The organism is Streptococcus mitis B6 (assembly GCF_000027165.1).
GTDB classification, from domain to species: domain Bacteria; phylum Bacillota; class Bacilli; order Lactobacillales; family Streptococcaceae; genus Streptococcus; species Streptococcus mitis_AR.
The window spans coordinates 610,412-629,910 of record NC_013853.1 but is presented as its reverse complement, the minus strand read 5'-3'; the positions used below and the strand labels follow the sequence as shown (position 1 = coordinate 629,910).

Here is a 19,499-nt window from a genome sequence, read left to right as displayed (position 1 = left end):
AAATCTGTCTTTTCCTTCTTTTATGATATAATAGAAACATGAAATTAAAAACTACTTTGGGCCTTCTTGCTGGGCGTTCTTCCCACTTCGTTTTAAGCCGTCTTGGCCGTGGAAGTACGCTCCCAGGAAAACTCGCCCTTCAATTTGATAAAGATATTTTACAACACCTAGCTAAGAACTACGAGATTGTCGTGGTCACTGGAACCAACGGGAAAACCTTGACAACTGCCCTCACTGTCGGCATTTTAAAAGAGGTTTATGGTCAAGTTCTGACCAACCCAAGCGGTGCCAACATGATTACAGGGATCGCAACGACCTTCTTAACTGCCAAATCGTCTAAAACTGGTAAAAATATTGCCGTTCTAGAAATCGATGAAGCCAGTCTATCTCGTATCTGTGACTATATCCAGCCAAGCTTATTTGTTATCACCAATATCTTCCGTGACCAGATGGACCGCTATGGTGAGATTTACACAACTTACAAGATGATTTTGGATGCTATTCGTAAGGTGCCTACTGCCACTGTTCTTCTTAATGGAGACAGTCCGCTTTTCTACAAGCCAGCTATCCCAAATCCCGTACAGTATTTTGGTTTTGACTTGGAGAAAGGCCCCGCCCAACTGGCTCACTACAATACAGAAGGGATTCTCTGTCCTGACTGTCAAGGTATCCTCAAATACGAGCACAATACCTATGCAAACTTGGGTGCCTATATCTGTGAAGGTTGCGAATGTAAACGTCCTGAATTAGACTATCGCTTGACAGAACTGGTTGAGTTAACCAACAATCGCTCTCGCTTTGTCATTGACGGACAAGAATACGGTATTCAAATCGGTGGTCTCTACAATATCTACAACGCCCTAGCTGCGGTTGCTATCGCCCGTTTCCTTGGTGCAGATTCGCAACTCATCAAGCAGGGATTTGATAAGAGCCGTGCTGTCTTTGGACGCCAAGAAACCTTCCATATTGGTAATAAGGAATGTACCCTCGTCTTGATTAAAAATCCAGTCGGTGCGACCCAAGCTATCGAGATGATTAAACTAGCACCTTATCCATTTAGTCTATCTGTTCTTCTTAATGCCAACTATGCTGATGGAATTGATACTAGCTGGATCTGGGATGCTGATTTTGAACAAATTACTGACATGGACATTCCTGAAATCAATGCTGGCGGTGTTCGCCATTCTGAAATCGCTCGTCGTCTACGAGTAACTGGCTATCCAGCTGATAAAATTACTGAGACAAGTAATCTGGAACAAGTTCTTAAAACCATTGAAAACCAAGACTGCAAGCATGCCTATATCTTGGCTACCTATACTGCTATGCTTGAATTCCGCGAACTGCTGGCTAGTCGTCAGATTGTTAGAAAGGAGATGAACTAATGGTTTATACTTCACTTTCCTCAAAAGCTGGAAATTACCCCTATCAGCTCAACATTGCCCACCTCTACGGTAACCTCATGAATACCTATGGGGACAATGGAAACATCCTCATGCTCAAGTATGTGGCTGAAAAACTGGGAGCCCATGTGACCATTGACATCGTTTCACTTCATGATGATTTTGATGAAAATTACTACGACATTGTCTTTTTCGGTGGCGGTCAAGACTTTGAACAAAGTATTATTGCAGACGATCTACCTGCTAAAAAAGAAAGCATTGATAACTACATCCAAAACGACGGTGTAGTTCTCGCTATCTGTGGTGGTTTCCAACTATTGGGTCAATATTATGTTGAAGCTTCAGGCAAACGCATCGAAGGACTAGGGGTCATGGGCCACTACACGCTCAACCAGACCAATAACCGTTTTATCGGGGACATCAAGATTCATAATGAAGATTTCGATGAAACCTACTATGGTTTTGAAAATCATCAGGGCCGTACCTTCCTCTCAAATGACCAAAAACCACTAGGACAGGTTGTCTATGGAAATGGAAACAACGAAGAAAAAGTCGGCGAAGGGGTTCATTATAAGAATGTCTTTGGTTCTTACTTCCACGGCCCTATCCTCTCTCGTAATGCCAATCTAGCTTATCGCCTAGTCACTACTGCCCTTAAGAAGAAATATGGTCAGGACATTCAACTCCCTGCTTATGAGGACATTCTCAGCCAAGAAATCGCTGAGGAATACAGCGATGTGAAAAGCAAGGCAGACTTTTCATAAATTAATACTCAATGAAAATCAAAGAGCAAACTAGGAAGCTAGCCGAAGGCTGTACTTGAGTACGGTAAGGCGACGCTGACGTGGTTTGAATTTGATTTTCGAAGAGTATAAGAAAAATTATATCAAAGAACTCCACATCTTGTCGGAGTTCTTTTTATCTATTCTTTTACCCTTCTCCCTTGCATTTTCTCTCATTTTTTGCCAAAATAGAGGGGTAGAAAGAAGGTAGCATATGTCTAAATTACAACAAATCGTAACATATCTTGAATCAGAAAAACTAGACGTCGCTGTCGTATCTGACCCCGTCACAATCAATTACCTCACTGGCTTTTACAGTGATCCCCATGAACGCCAAATGTTCCTTTTTGTCCTAGCAGATCAGGAACCCCTCCTCTTTGTCCCAGCCCTTGAGGTTGAACGTGCAAGTAGCACTGTTTCCTTCCCAGTTGTGGGCTATGTGGATTCTGAAAATCCATGGCAAAAAATGAAACATGCTCTTCCACAACTTGACTTCAAACGTGTTGCTGTTGAGTTTGACAATCTCATCTTGACCAAATACCATGGCTTGAAAACCGTTTTTGAAACTGCTGAGTTTGACAACCTCACTCCTCGTATCCAACGCATGCGCCTCATCAAATCAGCTGATGAAGTGCAAAAAATGATGGTTGCAGGTCTCTATGCGGACAAAGCTGTTAAGGTTGGTTTTGACAATATTTCTCTTGATAAGACTGAGACAGATATTATCGCTCAAATCGACTTTGCCATGAAACGTGAAGGTTATGAAATGAGCTTTGATACCATGGTCTTGACTGGTGATAATGCTGCAAATCCACACGGCATCCCAGCAGCGAATAAGGTTGAAAATGATGCTCTTCTCCTCTTTGACCTTGGTGTTCTGGTCAACGGCTATGCTTCAGATATGACTCGTACAGTCGCAGTCGGTAAACCTGACCAATTCAAGAAAGATATTTACAACTTGACTCTTGAAGCCCAACAAGCTGCTCTTGACTTTATTAAGCCGGGTGTGACTGCCCATGAAGTGGATCGCGCTGCCCGTGAGGTCATCGAAAAAGCTGGTTACGGTGAGTACTTCAACCACCGTCTCGGTCACGGTATCGGTATGGATGTTCACGAATTCCCATCTATCATGGAAGGAAACGACATGGTCATCGAAGAAGGCATGTGCTTCTCTGTTGAACCAGGTATCTATATCCCTGGTAAAGTCGGTGTTCGTATTGAAGACTGCGGTGTTGTTACCAAGGATGGCTTTGACCTCTTTACAAGCACCAGCAAAGACTTGCTTTATTTTGATTAATATTCATCTAATACTCAATGAAAATCAAAGAGCAAACTAGGAAACTAGCCGCAGGTTGCTAAAAACAATGTTTTGAGGTTGTAGATAAGACTGATGAAGTCAGCTCAAAACACTGTTTTGAGGTTGTGGATAGAACTGACGAAGTCAGTAACCATATCTACGGCAAGGCGACGTTGACGCGGTTTGAAGAGATTTTCGAAGAGTATAAAATCTTCCCACAATAAAACGCATAGTATCAAGGTTTCAAGACCTGATACTATGCGTTTTTCTTATTTGAAAGACTTTTGACTCAGCCTCTTTATACTAGTGCAAATTAGGAAGCTAGCCGCAGGTTGCTCAAAACACTGTTTTGAGGTTGTGAATAGAACTGACGAAGTCAGTAACCATATCTACGGCAAGGTGAAGCTGACATGGTTTGAAGAGATTTTCAAAGAGTATTACTTAATCTTCTTGATACTTTGACTAAGAATAAATCCTACAATCATCCCTACCATATTTTGCATGAAATTCGGTAGGATTTCTGGTAGGGCTGCAGCCCAGCCATTCATCAATGTAGAACCCAAGGCGTAACCCCCTACCATGGCAATCGTTGCTAAGATAAGGCCTAACCACTGAGTTTTTCCTTTAAATCCTGCGAAAAATCCCTGCAAGCCATGGTTGACCAAGCTAAATAACATCCACTGAGGATAGCCTGATAAGAGGTCAATCAAGAAACCTGCTAGTCCTCCGACTACAGCCCCTTCACGACTACCAAAGTAGAAGGCCGCGAAGAAGACACCCGCATCTAAAAGAGTTAGAATGCCTGTCGGTGTTGGAATTTTTAAGAAATAACCTAGAACCACAGAGAGGGCGGTTAATAGGGATACAAGGGCGATTTTAGTTGTTTTGGTTTGCTTCATATTGTCTTACTCCATACTGATCTGCTTGTGCAATAGCACGATAAACGAAAGCCTTAGAGCTTTCTACTGCTGGTAAAAGTTCATCACCTTTAACCAAGTGACTGGCAATGCTAGAGGCAAAGGTACAACCTGCACCAGCATTTTGCCCTTGGATAACAGGATTTTCTAGGACTGTAAAGTTTTGTCCATCATAAAAGACATCTACAGCCTTGTCCTGACTAAGGCGATTGCCTCCCTTGATAATGACTGCTGGCGCGCCTAAGTCATGTAATTTCTGAGCTGCAGTTTTCATGTCTTCCAAGGTTTTAATTTCCTGACCTGCCAATAATTCTGCTTCAGGAAGATTAGGTGTAATCACACTGACATGAGGAAAAAAGCGAATCAACTCTTGGCAGAGTTCACTAACTGCTACGTCGTGCGTTTCCTTGCAGACCAAGACAGGATCCAGAACCACAGGCACTCCTGGGCGTTGCTTGATAAAGTCCAATGCCTTCTCAGCCACACTGACAGTAGGGAGAAGACCAATCTTAATTCCCCCAAACTCCACATCACGCAAGCTATCTAATTCATGTTGAAAAATGGTATCGTCAGTTGGAAAGACTTCAAAGCCCTTTTCTGTTAAAGCTGTCAAACAAGTCACTGCTACAAAGCCATGCAAGCCGTTCAAGGTATAAGTAGCCAAATCCGCGGACAAACCACCACCACTAAAAATATCATTTCCAGAAAGTGCTAAAATGCGATTATTCTTCATAACGAATCTCCTTTAAATATAAACCATTTGGTGCTGCAGTGGGACCTGCAAGTTGCCTGTCCTTCTTCTCCAAGATGAGGTCAATCTGCTCTACTGGCATGCGGTTATTGCCGATTTTGAGTAGTGTCCCCACCATATTGCGAATCTGCTTATACAAGAAACCATTTCCTGAAAAGGTAAAGGTCAAAAACTGACCTGTCTCATCAACTGTTAAACTAGCTTCTGTGATGGTGCGAACCTTATCCTCTACACTAGTCCCAGATGCTGTAAAGCCGGTGAAATCATGAGTGCCTTCTAATTTTTTGATAGCCTCCCGCATCCGTTCCACATCAAGCGGATAAGGAAAGTGGGTGGCATAGTGACGGCGCATAGGATTTTTGGGACGTCCTCTATCCACGATAAACTCATAGGTCTTGCTGTGCTTGGTATAACGGCAATGAAAATCATCCGCCACAAGCTCAATCGAAATCACATCAATATCTTCAGGGGACTGAGTGTCTAGAGCAAAACGGAGCTTCTCCTCATCCATTTGATAAGGCAGGTCAAAATGAATAACCTGTCCCAGGGCATGAACCCCACTATCTGTCCTACCAGCACCGTGAACAGTAATAGCTTGCTCTTTATTTAACCTGGTCAAGGTTTTTTCAATTTCTTCCTGAACACTACGCGCATGGGGCTGGCGCTGAAAACCAGCAAAGGCGTAACCATCATAGGAAATAGTTGCTTTATATCTCGTCATAACTTCTATTTTATCAAGAAAATAGTCTGTAAACAAGATTCTAAAACAACTATTGTCTGGGTACAAAATTCACAAAAAGAAAAACTTAGGAAACCAATCCTAAGCTCTCTTTTGAAGTAGGTACATGACAAAGATAGAGGTTACAATTAACCAAGATCCTAAGATAGCAAATACCAACATCCCATTGTGAGTCATCAAGCCAATCGCACCTAGAACAAATGGGGTCGTAAAGGCTCCAAAACTACAGCCTAATACAGCAAATGAAGTTGCTTGATTGAGGAGTTTAGCTGGAATTCTTTCAGAGACAAGTTGAAAAACTGTCGTCAAGGCTACACTGTAGGCAAAGCCAGCCAGAATACTTCCTGCCACTACCACCCACAAGGATGGAGACAAGGCAATCACAATTTGCCCTAGGCCAAAGGTAATACCGGACCATAGGAGCAGTTTCTCTTTAAAGATAGAAATCAAGAAAGAGAAACTCACCCCAGCCACAATCCCTATCAACTGCATGACACTAAGAACAAAACTAGATAACTGGGCATCTCCCAGTCCTCTTTCCACCATCAAACTTGGAATACGAATGGTAATAGCCGTATTGGTACAAACTACAACTGCCGCTTCGATAGCTAGGATAAAAATCAAGCCTTTCATTTCTCTAGTTAAGCGACTTACTTCCTTCGCTTTTTTCTTGACTTCTTTCTTTTCCTTTCCATAAGGGACAAAGAGCAGATAAAGGGTCAGTACCAAAAATCCAGCACTATAGGCTAGGAAGGTAGCTGTCCAACCGAAGCCCAACAATTGGCCGACTGCCAAGGTAATGAGAGAAGCCCCAACGACCTCTGCAGAACCGCGTAGCCCTAGCATCTGAATTCGTGTTTTTCCTTGATAACGTTCACTGATAATAGAAATGGCCTTGGCATTGATCATCCCAACACCCAAACCAAAGAGAATCCGTGTTCCAAAGACAAAGGGATAGGCTTGATACCAAAAGGGAGCCGTTCCACTTAGTGATAAAATCAGCAATCCCAAACTGATCTGTAAGCGCTCAGGAAATATTTTTTCTAAGAAACCATTTAATAATAACATAATCATGATTCCAAAGGATGGCAAGCTCGCCAAGAGCTCAATTTGTTCCTTAGGATAGCCTTGATAATAGTCAAACATAGCTGGCAGGGCACTCGAAATGGAAAAGGATGTAATCAAAACGAGGGAGAGAGCCAAAATACTGGCCCGTTCTAAAAATTGTTTCATGAAATCTCTTTCTATATTTCTCTTAATCTTCTACTTTTTTAATAGTCATCAAACAAGCAGGCAAGAAAAGAAGAAGCCTCTTTGGTGTATAGACTCCTTCTTAAACTCGAAAATGAATCCCTTGTGTCTTATACTCAATGAAAATCAAAGAGCAAACTAGGAAGCTAGCCGCAGGCTGTACTTGAGTACGGCAAGGCGAAACTGACGTGGTTTGAATTTGATTTTCGAAGAGTATTAGGATGACTTTCTCTTGATTTGCTTGATAAAATAGAAGATAAATCCTGCCACCATATAGGCAACAAAGATAATCAGACACCACTTGAACACGACATCCCAACCCTTGTTTACATTCAAAAAGAAGTAAGGGAAGGGACTGACCTTAGAATTAGGAACATCAAGTTTCAATACCAAGCCATTAAAAAGAGCAAAAATCATATAAAGCAAGGGTAAAATCGTCCACACAATTGGATCCCAAATCTTGTATTGACCCTGTTTGTCAAAAAAGAGGGTATCCGCTAAAAACCAGAGGGGAACGATATAGTGGCAAAGGAAATTTTCTAGAGTATAGAAATTAGTCGCAATAGGCGCTAAGAGGAAATGGTAAATCACACAGGTAATCATGATACTCATGGTGACCCCACCTTTTAAGCGCAAGAGACTTGGCCTTTGCCAGTTTTCACCTAAACGGCTCATAACCTTTAGGAGATAGAGCGTAAAAATCGCTACTAAGAGGTTGGACAGAACCGTGTAATAGAGAAGCATCCCAAATCCACCATGCTTGGCGATTTCAAGATAAACTCCCGTAAAAGCCGCTAGAAACAAGAAGATACGGCTATAAAATACAAGTTTATAGTGTTTTGACATGCTTAAATTTTCTTCACAAACTCTGATTTGAGTTTCATGGCACCAAAACCATCAATTTTACAGTCGATATTGTGGTCGCCTTCTACGATGCGGATATTTTTCACGCGCGTCCCTTGTTTCAAATCTTTTGGCGCACCTTTTACTTTCAAATCCTTGATGAGGGTTATAGTATCACCGTCAGCCAATTTATTCCCGTTGGCATCGATAGCAACAAGGCCCTCTTCTACATCTGCAACTTCAGCAGGATTCCACTCATGAGCACACTCTGGGCAAACCAGTAGGGCACCGTCTTCGTAGACATACTCTGAATTACATTTTGGGCAATTTGGTAAGTTGTTCATGATTTCTCCTTATAAACATTCACTATTCTTTGAAAATCAAAATTTCTCGAACAGCAACTATTATACCCTAAAATCAGCATTTTGACAAATATAGAAAAAAACCGATATCAATCTATCGGCTTTTCTACATCTGCATTCTTTTTTCAGCTTCTGCTTTGATTTTTTCAACTACTTCTTGAATGTTCAAGCCAGTTGTATCAAGATAGACAGCATCCTCTGCTTGTTTGAGAGGCGAAGTCTCACGATGACTATCCTTGTAGTCACGCGCAGCAATTTCCTCTTTTAGGGTTTCAAGGTCTGCTTCAATTCCCTTGGGCATATTTTCCTTGTAACGGCGCTCTGCTCGTTCATCTACCGAAGCTACTAGGAAAATTTTCAATTCTGCTTGTGGCAATACAACAGTCCCAATATCGCGACCGTCCATGACAATCCCACCTTGCTGGGCAATCTCTTGTTGAAGGGAAACTAGTTTCTCACGCACTTCAGGAATTGCTGCAATAGCAGAAACATGATTGGTCACTTCATTTTCACGGATAGGATGGGTAATATCCACATCTCCTACAAAGACAAGCTGGTCTCCAGTTTCTGAGCGTCCAAAACTGATTGGATGCTGGTCCAACAAGGCTAGAAGTGCTTCGACTTGTTCAACTCCTAATTGGTTCTTAAGAGCCATATAAGTCGCTGCACGATACATAGCACCTGTATCTAGGTAGGTGTATCCAAAGTCTTTAGCAATAATCTTTGCGACCGTACTCTTACCACTTGAAGCAGGGCCGTCAATAGCAATTTGAATTGTTTTCATATCAACTCCTATTTTATTTTGACAACATCACCTGGATTAGCAAACCAAGACCCTGTAGCCATGTGTCCAGGATTTAAGGCTTCTAACTGTGCAATGGAGATTCCAGCACGAGCTGCAATGGCCGCTTCTCCTTCTCCAGCTAGGACTTTTGTCGTCCCTTCTGGATCTGTTGAATGTTCTGAGTTACTGGATGATTCTTCCTTATCCTCTGAACTAGAAGATGCCTGCTCTGAACTACTAGAAGATGAAATCTGTACTACATTTGCATCAGAATCATGAAAATCTTTCAAGGCTACTGTGCGATTACTCCCACCCGATGATAGATAGATCAGAACAATAATCATCACCACCACAATTACAAAGAAAATACTGGCTAGGATCGTCAAGACACGATTGGCCACTACATCTCTACCTTGAGTTCTCTTACGACGTTCTGATCTTGTTTCTTCTTGATTTTCATAAATATCTTCTTGCCACGGTTCTTTTGCCATACCTTACTCCTTGTTTTTTTTTACTTTTCTTATTACAATATAAATATGAAAATCACACTTATACCTGAACGATGTATCGCCTGTGGGCTTTGCCAAACTTATTCTGATTTATTTGATTACCACGATAATGGAATCGTGCGTTTTTACGATAATCCTGATCAACTGGAAAAAGAAATTGCTCCTAGTCAGGACGTCTTAGAGGCTGTTAAAAATTGCCCAACTCGCGCCCTGATTGGAAATCAGGAAGCCTAAATCAATGGCGATAATCCACTCCCTCTAGTTTAGCACATTTCCATGTAAAATTATAGTCTTTTCTCTTTATTTTTTTCTGTAAAATCAGGGAGGTCACTTTTTTCTTTGATAAGATAAAGTGGTCTTTTTTTGGTCTCCAAATAAATCTTACTGATATACTTGCCGAGAATCCCAATGGTCAAGAGTTGAATCCCTCCAAGAAAGAGAATGATAGCCATGAGAGAGGTCCAACCTGATGTCGGATTACCCAAAAGCAGGGTTCGAACCACTACAAAAAGGGTCGTAAATAAAGAAATAAAACAAGATAGGAGACCTGCCACAAAGGCGATAATCAAGGGAAAATCTGAAAAATTGACAATCCCTTCTATGGAGTAGAAAAAGAGTTGCCTAAAAGTCCAACTGGTCTTGCCAGCCTGCCTTTCGACATTGGGATAGTCCAGATAGTGGGTTTTAAAACCGACCCAGGCAAAAAGTCCTTTAGAAAAACGATTGGACTCAGTCAAGCTTAGAATGGCATCGACCACAGACCTTCTCATCATGCGAAAATCACGGACACCTGAGGGCAAGGCTACTGGGCTAATTTTTTGCATAAGGCGGTAAAAGAGATCAGCACAGAAACTACGAAAGAAGGGTTCTCCCTCCCGACTAGTTCTCCGTGTTCCTACGCAGTCCAAATCTGCATTTTGGTCTAGTAAGTTTTTCATCTCAAGCAACATACTAGGAGGATCCTGGAGGTCTGCATCCATTACCACCACCAGATCTCCTGTCGCATATTGTACGCCTGCATAGAGGGCTGCTTCTTTGCCAAAATTTCGTGAGAAAGAAATATAATGCACTGCCGGATTTTGTTCCCGATAAGCCTTTAAGAGTTCCAAGGTTCCATCACTTGATCCATCATCGACAAAGACATACTCGATTTCTGTTTCCAAATCTGGAAGTAAAGCTTCCATAGCCTGATAAAAAAGAGGAAGTACTTCCTCTTCGTTTAAACAGGGGACAATGATTGATATCACCATCTTAGTCTTCGAATCCATTTGGATGCTTGCTTTGCCAACGCCATGCGTCTTCACACATTTGGGTGATACCTAATTCTGCTTCCCAGCCCAGTTCTCCTTTGGCTTTTGCAGGATCTGAATAGCAGGCTGCGATATCCCCTGGGCGACGGTCTACGATGCGGTAAGGAATTGGACGTCCCACTGCTTTTTCCATATTTTGGATAATTTCAAGAACTGAGTAGCCTTTCCCTGTTCCAAGGTTATAAACGTTTAGACCTGAACCTTTTTGGATTTTTTTCAGAGCTGCAACGTGACCTTTGGCCAAATCGACAACGTGGATATAGTCACGAACACCAGTTCCGTCTTCCGTATCGTAATCGTCTCCAAACACTTGCACTTGCTCTAATTTTCCAACGGCTACTTGAGTCACATATGGCAAGAGATTGTTTGGAATACCGTTTGGATTTTCTCCCAAATCACCACTCTCATGCGCTCCGATTGGGTTGAAATAACGAAGCAAGACCACATTCCATTCTGAATCTGCCTTGTAGATATCTGTCAAAATTTCCTCAAGCATAAGCTTAGTGCGGCCATATGGGTTGGTCACTGAAAGTGGGAAATCTTCCAAGATGGGTACTGTGTGCGGATCCCCGTAAACTGTCGCAGAAGAACTGAAAATAATGTTTTTACAGTTAGCTTCTTCCATAGCTTTCAAAAGGCTAACAGTTCCTGCGATATTGTTGTCATAGTAGGCAAGAGGGATACGGGTAGATTCGCCAACAGCCTTCAAGCCAGCAAAGTGAATGACACCCGTTGGTTCTTCTTGCTTGAAAATGTCACGAAGAGTATCTGTATCACGGATATCTGCCTCATAGAAAGGAATTTCAACTCCTGTAATTCTCTCAACAACTTCTAAACTTTTTCTGTTACTATTAACAAGGTTATCCACCACAACAACTTGATGACCTGCTTGGATTAACTCAATAACAGTGTGGGTTCCGATAAAACCTGCTCCACCCGTTACCAAAATCTTTTCTTGCATCTTTTTTCCTCGATTCTCGGATTATTTTTTCTTATTTTACCATTTTTGATAGGGAATGTCATTTGCCATCCTAGAGGGTAGGATAAAATTTCAGTAAAATTCTTATTCGCTTTTTACTCGTTTGACATAGTTCTCAATTGGGTAGTTTTCAGGTTCCAAGGTCAACTCCTTTTCTTGGATCAGTTGAGCTAGATGGTAACCAATGATAGGACCAGTTGTGAGGCCTGATGAACCTAGTCCACTAGCAGCATAAACACCTGCCAATTCAGGCACCTGCCCAAAGAAAGGTGAGAAATCACTGGTATAGGCACGGATTCCCACACGCTCAGCTCTTGAAGTCGCTTTAGCTAAGGCTGGATAGTGAGGCAAGGCTGCCTCCTCCATTTGTTGGAGTAAGGTTTCATCTACCGTCAAATCAAATCCCATGTCATTTTCATGAGTAGCACCTAAGGACAATTTCCCACCAGAAAAAGGAATCAAATCCCACTACCCTTCTGGCATAACAACAGGGTAAGCTTCCATGTCTTGGGCAAGCTGATAATCTCGGAGCTGTCCTTTCTGAGGACGGATATCCACAGCATAACCCAAGGGTTCTAACAAGTCCCCCAACCAAGCTCCCGTCGCCAAAATAACCTGATCAAACACCTCTTCGTCAATCTGGTAACCTGATGCTAACGGTGTCAGAGTCACTTTTTCTTTGACCAGCTTGACCTGACTGGCTTCCAGCAAACGAGTTACTAAAAGTCGGCCATCTACTCTCGCTCCACCAGAAGCATAGAGCAAGCGGTCAAATCCCTGCAAGCCAGGGAATAATTCATTAGCTGATGCTTGGTCTAAAATGGCTAACTGATCTATCAAGGGAGATTCTTCTCTGCGCTGGATGGCCAGTTGATAGAGTTCTTCCAACTTGGACTCATCCTTTTTCAAGAGAAAAACTCCCGAACGTTGGTAAAAGTCAATTTCTTGCCCTGACTTCTCTAAATCAGCTAATAAATCCACATAAAAGTCAGCCCCCAAGCGTGCCATCTTGTACCAGGCTTTATTGCGGCGTTTGGAAAACCAAGGACTGATAATTCCTGCTGCGGCCTTGGTAGCCTGACCTTGTCCATGGTCAAAGACGGTCACCTCTAGGTCACTTTCTTTCGAGAGGTAGTAGGCAGCTGTTGCTCCCACAATCCCTGCTCCGATAATGGCAACTTTTTTCATTGTTTTCACTTTCTAACTAGATATGGTGGAAAGGATTGGTCGATACTTGACTAGGTACAATATCGATTGTCCAGCCTTTTTCCTCTTTCCATTGATTAAGAAGTTCTGCGATTTTTTCCACAAAAAGCACTTCGATATAGTGACCCGGGTCCAATGTCAGCAAGCCATCAGACAGCATATCCTGAGCAGTATGGTAGTAGATGTCACCAGTGATATAGACATCAGCCCCTTTTGCTAAAGCATCCTTATAGAAAGACTGCCCGCTACCACCGCAGATGGCCACTCTTGAAATAGGCTTCTGCAAGTCATTCCCTTGATAATGCACCATTCGAAGGCTATCTAGACCAAATACTTGCTTGACATGTTGGGCCAATTCCCCAAACGTCTGAGGCTGAACATTCCCAATACGTCCAATTCCACGTTCAGGGCCAGTTTCCTGCAGATAAGTCGTCTCCTCAATGCCTAGCATCTGGCAGAACCAGTCATTGAGGCCATTTTCAACGATGTCAATATTGGTATGGCTGACATAAACTGCGATATCATGCTTGATGAGGTCGATGTAAATCTGATTTTGTGGACGGCTAGCTACCAAATCCTTGATGGGACGAAAAATCGGCGCGTGCTTGACGATAATCAAGTCCACACCCTTTTCAATGGCTTCAGCCACCGTTTCTTCACGAATATCGAGAGCCACCATGACACTTTGGATATCCTTGTCCAAAGTGCCAATTTGCAGGCCACGACTATCTCCCTCCATTGAAAATTCCTGGGGGCAAAAGGCTTCATACGCATTAATCACTTCACTTGCTAACATGGAGCACCTCCTTGATGGCTTGAATCTTATCTACTAGAACTTGACGTTCTTCCAGATTTTTCTCTGGGATTTGTCCGAGGGCAAACTCTAGCTTAACAGCTTCTTTTTGCCATTTTTGGACAAATACTGGATTGAGCTCTTTGGACAAGAAGGGACCAAAGCGAACATCACTGGCTGATAGCTTCATTTGTCCTACTTCCACCACCAAAATCTCGTAAAACTTGCCAGCTTCTTCTAAGATGCTTTCAGCTACAATCTGAAATCCGTTCTCTTGTAGCCAGATACGCAAGTCGTCTTCACGATTATTGGGTTGGAGGATCAATCGTTCTACATTAGCTAACTTGTCCAAGCCTTCTTCTAAAATCCTAGCAATCAAACGACCACCCATGCCAGCAATGGTAATGACAGACACTTGGTCTGCCTCTTCAAAAGCTGCCAGCCCATTGGCTAAACGGACTTGGATTTTCTCCTTTAGACCGTGCGCCTCAACATTTTTGACCGCAGACTGATAGGGGCCTTCCACCACCTCACCCGCAATGGCACTTTTAATTTGGCCTCTTTCGACCAAGTTGATAGGCAGATAAGCATGGTCACTTCCCACATCTAGCAAAATGGCTCCCTGTGGCACAAAGGAAGCCACCAATTCTAATCTCTTTGAAATCATCTTCTCTCTCTTTCCAAAACTCTATTACCCCTTATTATACCACATTTCAGCTGGCAATCTTGTACCTAAAAAGACCGCAATCCACAGATTGCAGCCTTTCTTTATTTTCTAGCTTGGTAGCGACTGGTCAAAATGAAAATCACGGTAAAGACCAACATCATGACACCATAAACAGGTAATGTTTGTCCTGTTAAGGTTGAAATTTCAAGCAGTTTTTGAATTCTTGGGAAGAGAGCTGTGGCTAGGAAGCCTCCTACTGACCAAACAATCAAGAGGACACGCCATAGGGTAAATGGCATGCAGGCTCTAAATACAGATAAGAAACCAATTGACCCCAAGAGATAATAGAGGAGAGTTGAGATTTCTAACTCAGACCAACCTTGGCTACTTCCAAATATTTTCACAAAAAGAACGCTGAACACAACCATGAGAGCACTGGGTAGGGCACGAAGCATGGATCTTCTGAGGAAGTTTGGCTCGACAGGTTTGATATTTCGCTCAAAAGTCAGAATGAATGGTGGGAAACCTTCCACGAATTGGTCAATCATGGTAATCTGAATTGGAATGAAGGGGAAAATCAAGATCCACTCAGACCGACCTAGTAAAGCACTGGCGATACAGATAACTGCGAGCAAGAAAGAATAGATGGTCTTTATCAAGAAAATCGGTGCAATGTGGGCAATGTTATTGACCACGCGACGACCTTCAAAGAGAATCTCAGGAACATCATTAAAGTCAGAGTTCAAGAGAACCAGATTGGCAATCTGACGAGTCGCAGGATCTCCCTCCGCCATTACGATGGAACAATCCGCCTCACGAAGAGCCAAGATATCATTAACCCCATCCCCTGTCATAGCCGTTGTATGACCTGCTTTTTTCAAGGTTTGGATAATCAGTTTCTTTTGATGAGGAGAAACACGTCCGAAAATAGCTGTCTCTTCAGCCATAGCAACCAATTCCTCATCCGTGATTTTGGAGCAATCTACATAGCTGTGATAGTCCGCAAAACCAGCCTTCTGGGCAATGCTGGATACCGTAACTGGATTGTCACCAGAGATAATCTTGAGCCCCACTTCCTGAGAACGGAGATAGTCCAGCGTCTCTGCTGCTCCCTCTCGAATCGGGTCCAAGATTTCCAACAAGGCCAGAGCCTGAATATCAGATGGTTTCTGTGGCTTGTGATGGTCTAATTTCTCCTGACTGATAGCTAAGACTAAGACACGTGACCCTCTCTCCAAGGCCTCTCTGGCTCTAGGGACTTCAGAATCCAGCAACATCTCAGGCGCCCCTAAGAAAACTGTCCCTAGCCCTTCCAACTCCATAGCCCCCCACTTACGGTCGCTTGAGAAAGGAAGATTCGAAATCATAGGATAAGTAACTTCTCCCACAAAACGCTGGCGAATGGCTTGAGCTGTTGGATTTTTATCCTCACTATGGGCCATATAGCTAGTTAAAATGCTGGCAATAGCCTCTTCACCATAAGTGTCCGTCAGCGGAAGAACTGCCTCCACCTGCATCTTTCCTTGGGTAATAGTACCCGTCTTGTCCAAACAGAGCATATCCACACGCGCTAAGGTCTCAACAGAATACATCTCCTGAACCAAGACCTTTTTCAAGCCCAGCTTAATCACCGCAGTCAAGAGCGACGTAATGGTCAAAAGGGCAATTCCCTTAGGCAACATTCCCAAAAGGGCTGTCGACGAATTTACAACGGACGGCTTAAGAGGCAAGCCTTTTAAAAGCAAGGCTTCTAGCAAGAGAGCCAGACCAAAAGGAATGATAATCTTTCCAGTAAAACCTGCTAACTTGTCCAGTGATTTCATGATACGAGAGTTGATTGGTTTAACGGTCTTGGCTTCCAGCATGAGTTTGGCAGCATAGTTGTCTGCACCGACATGATGAACTTGAGCTAAAACTGACCCACTGGCTAGGAAACTTCCTGACAAAAGCAAGGCATCCACTTCCTTTTGCACCAAATCACTTTCCCCCGTCAACATGGCTTCATTGACTTCCGCAAAGCCTTCCAAAACCAAGGCATCGCTGGGAATCTGCTCTCCTGCAGACAAACGAATGACATCTCCTAACACCAATTCCTCAGGATTCAGAGCCACTTCTTGGCCATCACGAATCGTTTTAACCTTTTCCTTGGTCATGAGATTGAGCTTGTCCACCATGTGCTTAGCCCGCAGTTCGGTCACAATTCCAGAAAAAGCGTTAAAGCATATCACGGCAAAAAAGACCAAATTGCTCCAAGCCTGCACAAAGGCTAGTGCCAAAGCAATGGCAAAGTTTAAAGCGTTAAAAAGGGTAAAGACATTTCGTTTAACGATTTGCCAAGTGCTGGTACTGGCCGAAGCAGTAAAATCATTGACCAAGCCCTTAGCCTGTCTATCCTTGACTTCTATTTGGGTTAATCCCATAATCTTATTTTTATCCATAAATTATATCATATCATTTTTTCTAAAAGAATTCTAATCTCATCCCAAATATGGACCTGGTCAAGGGAAAAGCGTAACTTCTCAAAGTAACTTCCATCTCTCTCCCAAAACTGGAAGTTAGTCTCAGACGATGAATTATGCTAGAATTAAGTCTGAGACTTTTCGTGAGGAGGTACCTCATGACGAAAAAACAAAAACATCTCACTCTAGAAGACCGTATTGACATCCAAACTGGAATCAGCCAACAGGAGACTTTCCGTTCCATCGCTGAGAAGATGGGGAAAGACCCGTCAACGATTTCAAAGGAAATCAAGCGCAATCGCATCATGCATCCAACATCCGTCAAATCTGATTGCACGGATTGCCCTCTTCTCAAAAAAGCTCCTTATGTCTGTAACAACTGTCCAAAAAAGAGGACGGATTGTGGGTTTAACCGCTATCTTTACTACGCGAAAAAGGCACAGGAGCAGTACGAGACTATGTTGAGGGAATCCAGACAGGGCATTCCCCTAAACAAGGAAAGTTTTTATCAGATGGACAAGATCTTAACCCTAGGCATCCAGAAGAAACAAAGCATCTACCATATCATTCAGACACATAACCTACCTGTGTCGAAAGCTACGGTGTATCGGCATGCCAAGCTGGGCTATCTGACAGCCAAGCCCATTGATTTCCCTCGGATGGTCACGTTCAAGGAACGCAGAAAATCCAGAAAAGTAGCTATTCCCAAAGAGCTGAAAATTGGGCGGACCTATCAAGATTTCCAAGAGTTACGAGAAACTGATGATTTCTTCAAATGGTTGGAAATGGACACGGTCATCGGCAGACCTGGTGGAAAGCTACTGCTCACCTTCAACGTTTCCTTCTGTAATTTCCTCTTCGCCTTGCTTTTGGACAACAAGACTGCTCTGGAAGTCGCCACTAAATTCGCAGCTTTGAAAGAAAGAGTCATGGACGGAGGGTATGCGTTCCATCAGCTGTTCCCTGTCATTCTCACAGACAACGGATCTGAGTTCGCCTATGTGGAGGAGCTTGAGCGAGACATTGATGGGAAGTCTCACCTCTACTTCTGCGACCCTAGCCGTCCTGACCAGAAGGGGCGGATTGAGAAGAACCATACGGTTTTGCGAGCCATTCTTCCCAAGGGCACTTCCTTTGACCAACTGACTCAGAAAGACGTCAATCTAGTCATTTCCCATGTCAATTCCTTGAAACGAGAAGAGTTTCAAGGAAAATCTGCTTACGACGTCTTCACCTTCACCTTTGGCGAGGACATCGCTGCTCTTCTGGGTTGCCAATTTGTCAAACCAGAAGACACACACTTATCACCTGATTTATTGAAATAAAGGGAATTTTCCCCTCTAACTACACATCTTATCACCATCGAAAAGTCTCACACTAAACGCTAGCAACTGGAATTTACTCTAAGACGACTCTGTTTTAGGGCTATTTGTCGTGCACTTTTTTCTGAGTCTTTTCGCTTTTGAACCCTTATATATCAAGAAAAAGAAAACCAGTGGAAGTTAGTCTAAGACGGATTTCCACTGATTTCACGCATTTTTCTCATACTAAAAGCTAGGTTGTGGGAAACTGGAAGTTAGTTTTAGAAGTTACCGTCAAGGGAAAAGTTTGCCAGCCCTCCTTTGATAAGGTATAATAATAACAAGAAAAGAATCGAAGGAGATCGCATGTTTTATACTTATTTACGTGGATTGGTTGTCTTGCTCCTATGGTCCATCAATGGCAATGCCCATTATCATAATACTGATAAAATTCCTAATCAAGATGAAAATTATATTCTGGTTGCGCCTCATCGCACCTGGTGGGATCCTGTTTACATGGCCTTTGCGACCAAGCCAAAACAGTTCATCTTTATGGCCAAAAAAGAACTCTTTACCAACCGTATCTTTGGTTGGTGGATTCGTATGTGTGGTGCCTTTCCTATCGATCGTGAAAATCCTAGCGCCTCAGCCATCAAATACCCTATCAATGTTCTCAAAAAAAGTAATCGCTCTCTCATCATGTTTCCAAGTGGGAGCCGTCACTCAAACGATGTCAAGGGTGGCGTAGCTCTGATTGCCAAAATGGCCAAGGTCCGTATCATGCCGGTTACCTACACAGGTCCCATGACTTTGAAGGGCTTGGTTAGCCGTGAACGTGTTGATATGAACTTTGGAAATCCAATCGATATCTCAGATATCAAGAAAATGAATGATGAAGGCATTGAAACAGTCGCCAATCGTATCCAAACAGAATTCCAACGTCTAGACGAAGAAACGAAACAATGGCATAATGATAAAAAACCAAACCCACTCTGGTGGTTTATCCGCATCCCTGCTCTCATCCTTGCCATTATCCTCGCTATCCTAACCATCATCTTTAGCTTTATCGCGAGCTTCGTATGGAATCCAGATAAAAAGAGAGAAAACCTTGGTTAAATAAATATAACAATCCCTTGGCAAAAGCCAAGG

At 42.9% G+C, this 19,499-nt stretch carries 19 protein-coding genes and 1 pseudogene; 6 read left to right on the top strand and 14 right to left on the bottom strand.

The genetic code is table 11. The features are described from left to right. Nucleotides 1-38 precede the first annotated feature (38 nt). The 3 genes from murT (at nt 39) to SMI_RS03420 (ending at nt 3,479) form a co-directional block, all read left to right on the top strand. Nucleotides 39-1,382, top strand: coding sequence for a lipid II isoglutaminyl synthase subunit MurT (gene murT / locus SMI_RS03430; RefSeq protein WP_000770026.1), 1,344 nt, complete (start codon nt 39-41; stop codon nt 1,380-1,382). Further along, entirely contained in the window at nt 1,382-2,164 is a 783-nt protein-coding gene (gene gatD / locus SMI_RS03425; RefSeq protein ID WP_000263158.1) for a lipid II isoglutaminyl synthase subunit GatD, read from the top strand. Before murT ends, gatD begins: the two co-directional genes overlap by 1 nt. Nucleotides 2,165-2,396: 232 nt before the next feature. Next, nucleotides 2,397-3,479 (top strand): M24 family metallopeptidase, encoded by a 1,083-nt coding sequence (locus SMI_RS03420; RefSeq protein ID WP_000040927.1) that lies wholly within the window; start codon nt 2,397-2,399, stop codon nt 3,477-3,479. A gap of 437 nt (nt 3,480-3,916) precedes the next feature. Here the strand turns inward: SMI_RS03420 and SMI_RS03415 are convergent, their stop codons facing one another. The 8 genes from SMI_RS03415 to SMI_RS03380 form a co-directional block, all read right to left on the bottom strand. Then, nucleotides 3,917-4,378 carry an ECF transporter S component gene (locus tag SMI_RS03415; RefSeq protein WP_000814973.1) on the bottom strand — a complete coding sequence of 154 codons (462 nt, stop codon included), beginning with the start codon at nt 4,376-4,378 and terminating at the stop codon, nt 3,917-3,919. Further along, nucleotides 4,356-5,129, bottom strand: a complete 774-nt coding sequence (locus tag SMI_RS03410; RefSeq protein WP_000794772.1) for a bifunctional hydroxymethylpyrimidine kinase/phosphomethylpyrimidine kinase — start codon at nt 5,127-5,129, stop codon at nt 4,356-4,358. Before SMI_RS03410 ends, SMI_RS03415 begins: the two co-directional genes overlap by 23 nt. Continuing rightward, on the bottom strand, nt 5,119-5,868 hold the full coding sequence (gene truA / locus SMI_RS03405; protein ID WP_000199179.1) for a tRNA pseudouridine(38-40) synthase TruA: 750 nt from the start codon (nt 5,866-5,868) through the stop codon (nt 5,119-5,121). The genes SMI_RS03410 and truA overlap by 11 nt, the downstream gene beginning before the upstream one ends. Nucleotides 5,869-5,967: 99 nt before the next feature. Continuing rightward, the gene (locus SMI_RS03400; protein ID WP_000808693.1) at nt 5,968-7,119 is read right to left on the bottom strand and encodes an MFS transporter; all 1,152 of its coding nucleotides are present in this window, start codon (nt 7,117-7,119) and stop codon (nt 5,968-5,970) included. 234 nt (nt 7,120-7,353) lie between these two features. Then, a complete protein-coding gene (locus SMI_RS03395; RefSeq protein WP_000033942.1) occupies nt 7,354-7,983 on the bottom strand; it encodes a Pr6Pr family membrane protein in 630 nt (209 codons plus the stop codon). A 2-nt stretch (nt 7,984-7,985) separates the two neighbouring features. Continuing rightward, nucleotides 7,986-8,324 carry a zinc ribbon domain-containing protein YjdM gene (locus tag SMI_RS03390; protein WP_001061583.1) on the bottom strand — a complete coding sequence of 113 codons (339 nt, stop codon included), beginning with the start codon at nt 8,322-8,324 and terminating at the stop codon, nt 7,986-7,988. A gap of 124 nt (nt 8,325-8,448) precedes the next feature. After that, nucleotides 8,449-9,126, bottom strand: a complete 678-nt coding sequence (gene cmk, locus SMI_RS03385) for a (d)CMP kinase (RefSeq protein WP_000849400.1) — start codon at nt 9,124-9,126, stop codon at nt 8,449-8,451. Nucleotides 9,127-9,134: 8 nt separating this feature from the next. Next, nucleotides 9,135-9,617, bottom strand: coding sequence for an SAG1386/EF1546 family surface-associated protein (locus tag SMI_RS03380; protein WP_001040921.1), 483 nt, complete (start codon nt 9,615-9,617; stop codon nt 9,135-9,137). A 45-nt stretch (nt 9,618-9,662) separates the two neighbouring features. On the opposite strand from SMI_RS03380, the gene SMI_RS03375 reads away from it, so the two are divergent. After that, complete coding sequence (locus SMI_RS03375) at nt 9,663-9,869, top strand: ferredoxin (protein ID WP_164925511.1); 207 nt, start codon at nt 9,663-9,665, stop codon at nt 9,867-9,869. A 50-nt stretch (nt 9,870-9,919) separates the two neighbouring features. On the opposite strand, the gene SMI_RS03370 is transcribed toward SMI_RS03375, so the two are convergent. The 6 genes and pseudogenes from SMI_RS03370 to SMI_RS03345 all read right to left on the bottom strand — a co-directional run bounded on the left by SMI_RS03370 (nt 9,920) and on the right by SMI_RS03345 (nt 17,028). Beyond that, the gene (locus SMI_RS03370; RefSeq protein WP_012972474.1) at nt 9,920-10,885 is read right to left on the bottom strand and encodes a glycosyltransferase family 2 protein; all 966 of its coding nucleotides are present in this window, start codon (nt 10,883-10,885) and stop codon (nt 9,920-9,922) included. A 1-nt stretch (nt 10,886) separates the two neighbouring features. Beyond that, nucleotides 10,887-11,906 (bottom strand): UDP-glucose 4-epimerase GalE, encoded by a 1,020-nt coding sequence (gene galE, locus SMI_RS03365; protein WP_001156530.1) that lies wholly within the window; start codon nt 11,904-11,906, stop codon nt 10,887-10,889. A 102-nt stretch (nt 11,907-12,008) separates the two neighbouring features. Further along, a pseudogene (locus SMI_RS03360) lies at nt 12,009-13,112 on the bottom strand (NAD(P)/FAD-dependent oxidoreductase). A 16-nt stretch (nt 13,113-13,128) separates the two neighbouring features. Then, a complete protein-coding gene (locus SMI_RS03355; RefSeq protein WP_000881151.1) occupies nt 13,129-13,926 on the bottom strand; it encodes a Nif3-like dinuclear metal center hexameric protein in 798 nt (265 codons plus the stop codon). Continuing rightward, nucleotides 13,913-14,590 (bottom strand): tRNA (adenine(22)-N(1))-methyltransferase, encoded by a 678-nt coding sequence (locus SMI_RS03350; RefSeq protein WP_000624075.1) that lies wholly within the window; start codon nt 14,588-14,590, stop codon nt 13,913-13,915. Before SMI_RS03350 ends, SMI_RS03355 begins: the two co-directional genes overlap by 14 nt. Before the next feature lie 101 nt (nt 14,591-14,691). Continuing rightward, nucleotides 14,692-17,028: a cation-translocating P-type ATPase gene (locus tag SMI_RS03345; protein WP_000360031.1), complete on the bottom strand. Its 2,337-nt coding sequence runs from the start codon at nt 17,026-17,028 to the stop codon at nt 14,692-14,694. Between the two features lie 179 nt (nt 17,029-17,207). On the opposite strand from SMI_RS03345, the gene SMI_RS03340 reads away from it, so the two are divergent. Together SMI_RS03340 and SMI_RS03335 are read left to right on the top strand one after the other, a co-directional pair. Then, the gene (locus tag SMI_RS03340) at nt 17,208-18,374 is read left to right on the top strand and encodes an IS30-like element ISSmi1 family transposase (RefSeq protein ID WP_000163003.1); all 1,167 of its coding nucleotides are present in this window, start codon (nt 17,208-17,210) and stop codon (nt 18,372-18,374) included. Between the two features lie 342 nt (nt 18,375-18,716). After that, nucleotides 18,717-19,466 (top strand): lysophospholipid acyltransferase family protein, encoded by a 750-nt coding sequence (locus SMI_RS03335; protein WP_000500205.1) that lies wholly within the window; start codon nt 18,717-18,719, stop codon nt 19,464-19,466. Nucleotides 19,467-19,499: the final 33 nt, after the last annotated feature.

Bases quoted from the DNA above. Each gene is read 5' to 3' on its own strand.
- SMI_RS03380 (WP_001040921.1), bottom strand. From the start codon at position 9,617: ATGGCAAAAGAACCGTGGCAAGAAGATATTTATGAAAATCAAGAAGAA.
- murT (WP_000770026.1), top strand. From the start codon at position 39: ATGAAATTAAAAACTACTTTGGGCCTTCTTGCTGGGCGTTCTTCCCAC.
- SMI_RS03340 (WP_000163003.1), top strand. From the start codon at position 17,208: ATGACGAAAAAACAAAAACATCTCACTCTAGAAGACCGTATTGACATC.
- galE (WP_001156530.1), bottom strand. From the start codon at position 11,906: ATGCAAGAAAAGATTTTGGTAACGGGTGGAGCAGGTTTTATCGGAACC.
- SMI_RS03345 (WP_000360031.1), bottom strand. From the start codon at position 17,028: ATGGATAAAAATAAGATTATGGGATTAACCCAAATAGAAGTCAAGGAT.
- truA (WP_000199179.1), bottom strand. From the start codon at position 5,868: ATGACGAGATATAAAGCAACTATTTCCTATGATGGTTACGCCTTTGCT.
- SMI_RS03355 (WP_000881151.1), bottom strand. From the start codon at position 13,926: ATGTTAGCAAGTGAAGTGATTAATGCGTATGAAGCCTTTTGCCCCCAG.
- SMI_RS03410 (WP_000794772.1), bottom strand. From the start codon at position 5,129: ATGAAGAATAATCGCATTTTAGCACTTTCTGGAAATGATATTTTTAGT.
- SMI_RS03335 (WP_000500205.1), top strand. From the start codon at position 18,717: ATGTTTTATACTTATTTACGTGGATTGGTTGTCTTGCTCCTATGGTCC.
- SMI_RS03390 (WP_001061583.1), bottom strand. From the start codon at position 8,324: ATGAACAACTTACCAAATTGCCCAAAATGTAATTCAGAGTATGTCTAC.
- SMI_RS03420 (WP_000040927.1), top strand. From the start codon at position 2,397: ATGTCTAAATTACAACAAATCGTAACATATCTTGAATCAGAAAAACTA.
- SMI_RS03395 (WP_000033942.1), bottom strand. From the start codon at position 7,983: ATGTCAAAACACTATAAACTTGTATTTTATAGCCGTATCTTCTTGTTT.
- gatD (WP_000263158.1), top strand. From the start codon at position 1,382: ATGGTTTATACTTCACTTTCCTCAAAAGCTGGAAATTACCCCTATCAG.
- SMI_RS03415 (WP_000814973.1), bottom strand. From the start codon at position 4,378: ATGAAGCAAACCAAAACAACTAAAATCGCCCTTGTATCCCTATTAACC.
- SMI_RS03370 (WP_012972474.1), bottom strand. From the start codon at position 10,885: ATGGTGATATCAATCATTGTCCCCTGTTTAAACGAAGAGGAAGTACTT.
- SMI_RS03350 (WP_000624075.1), bottom strand. From the start codon at position 14,590: ATGATTTCAAAGAGATTAGAATTGGTGGCTTCCTTTGTGCCACAGGGA.
- SMI_RS03400 (WP_000808693.1), bottom strand. From the start codon at position 7,119: ATGAAACAATTTTTAGAACGGGCCAGTATTTTGGCTCTCTCCCTCGTT.
- SMI_RS03375 (WP_164925511.1), top strand. From the start codon at position 9,663: ATGAAAATCACACTTATACCTGAACGATGTATCGCCTGTGGGCTTTGC.
- cmk (WP_000849400.1), bottom strand. From the start codon at position 9,126: ATGAAAACAATTCAAATTGCTATTGACGGCCCTGCTTCAAGTGGTAAG.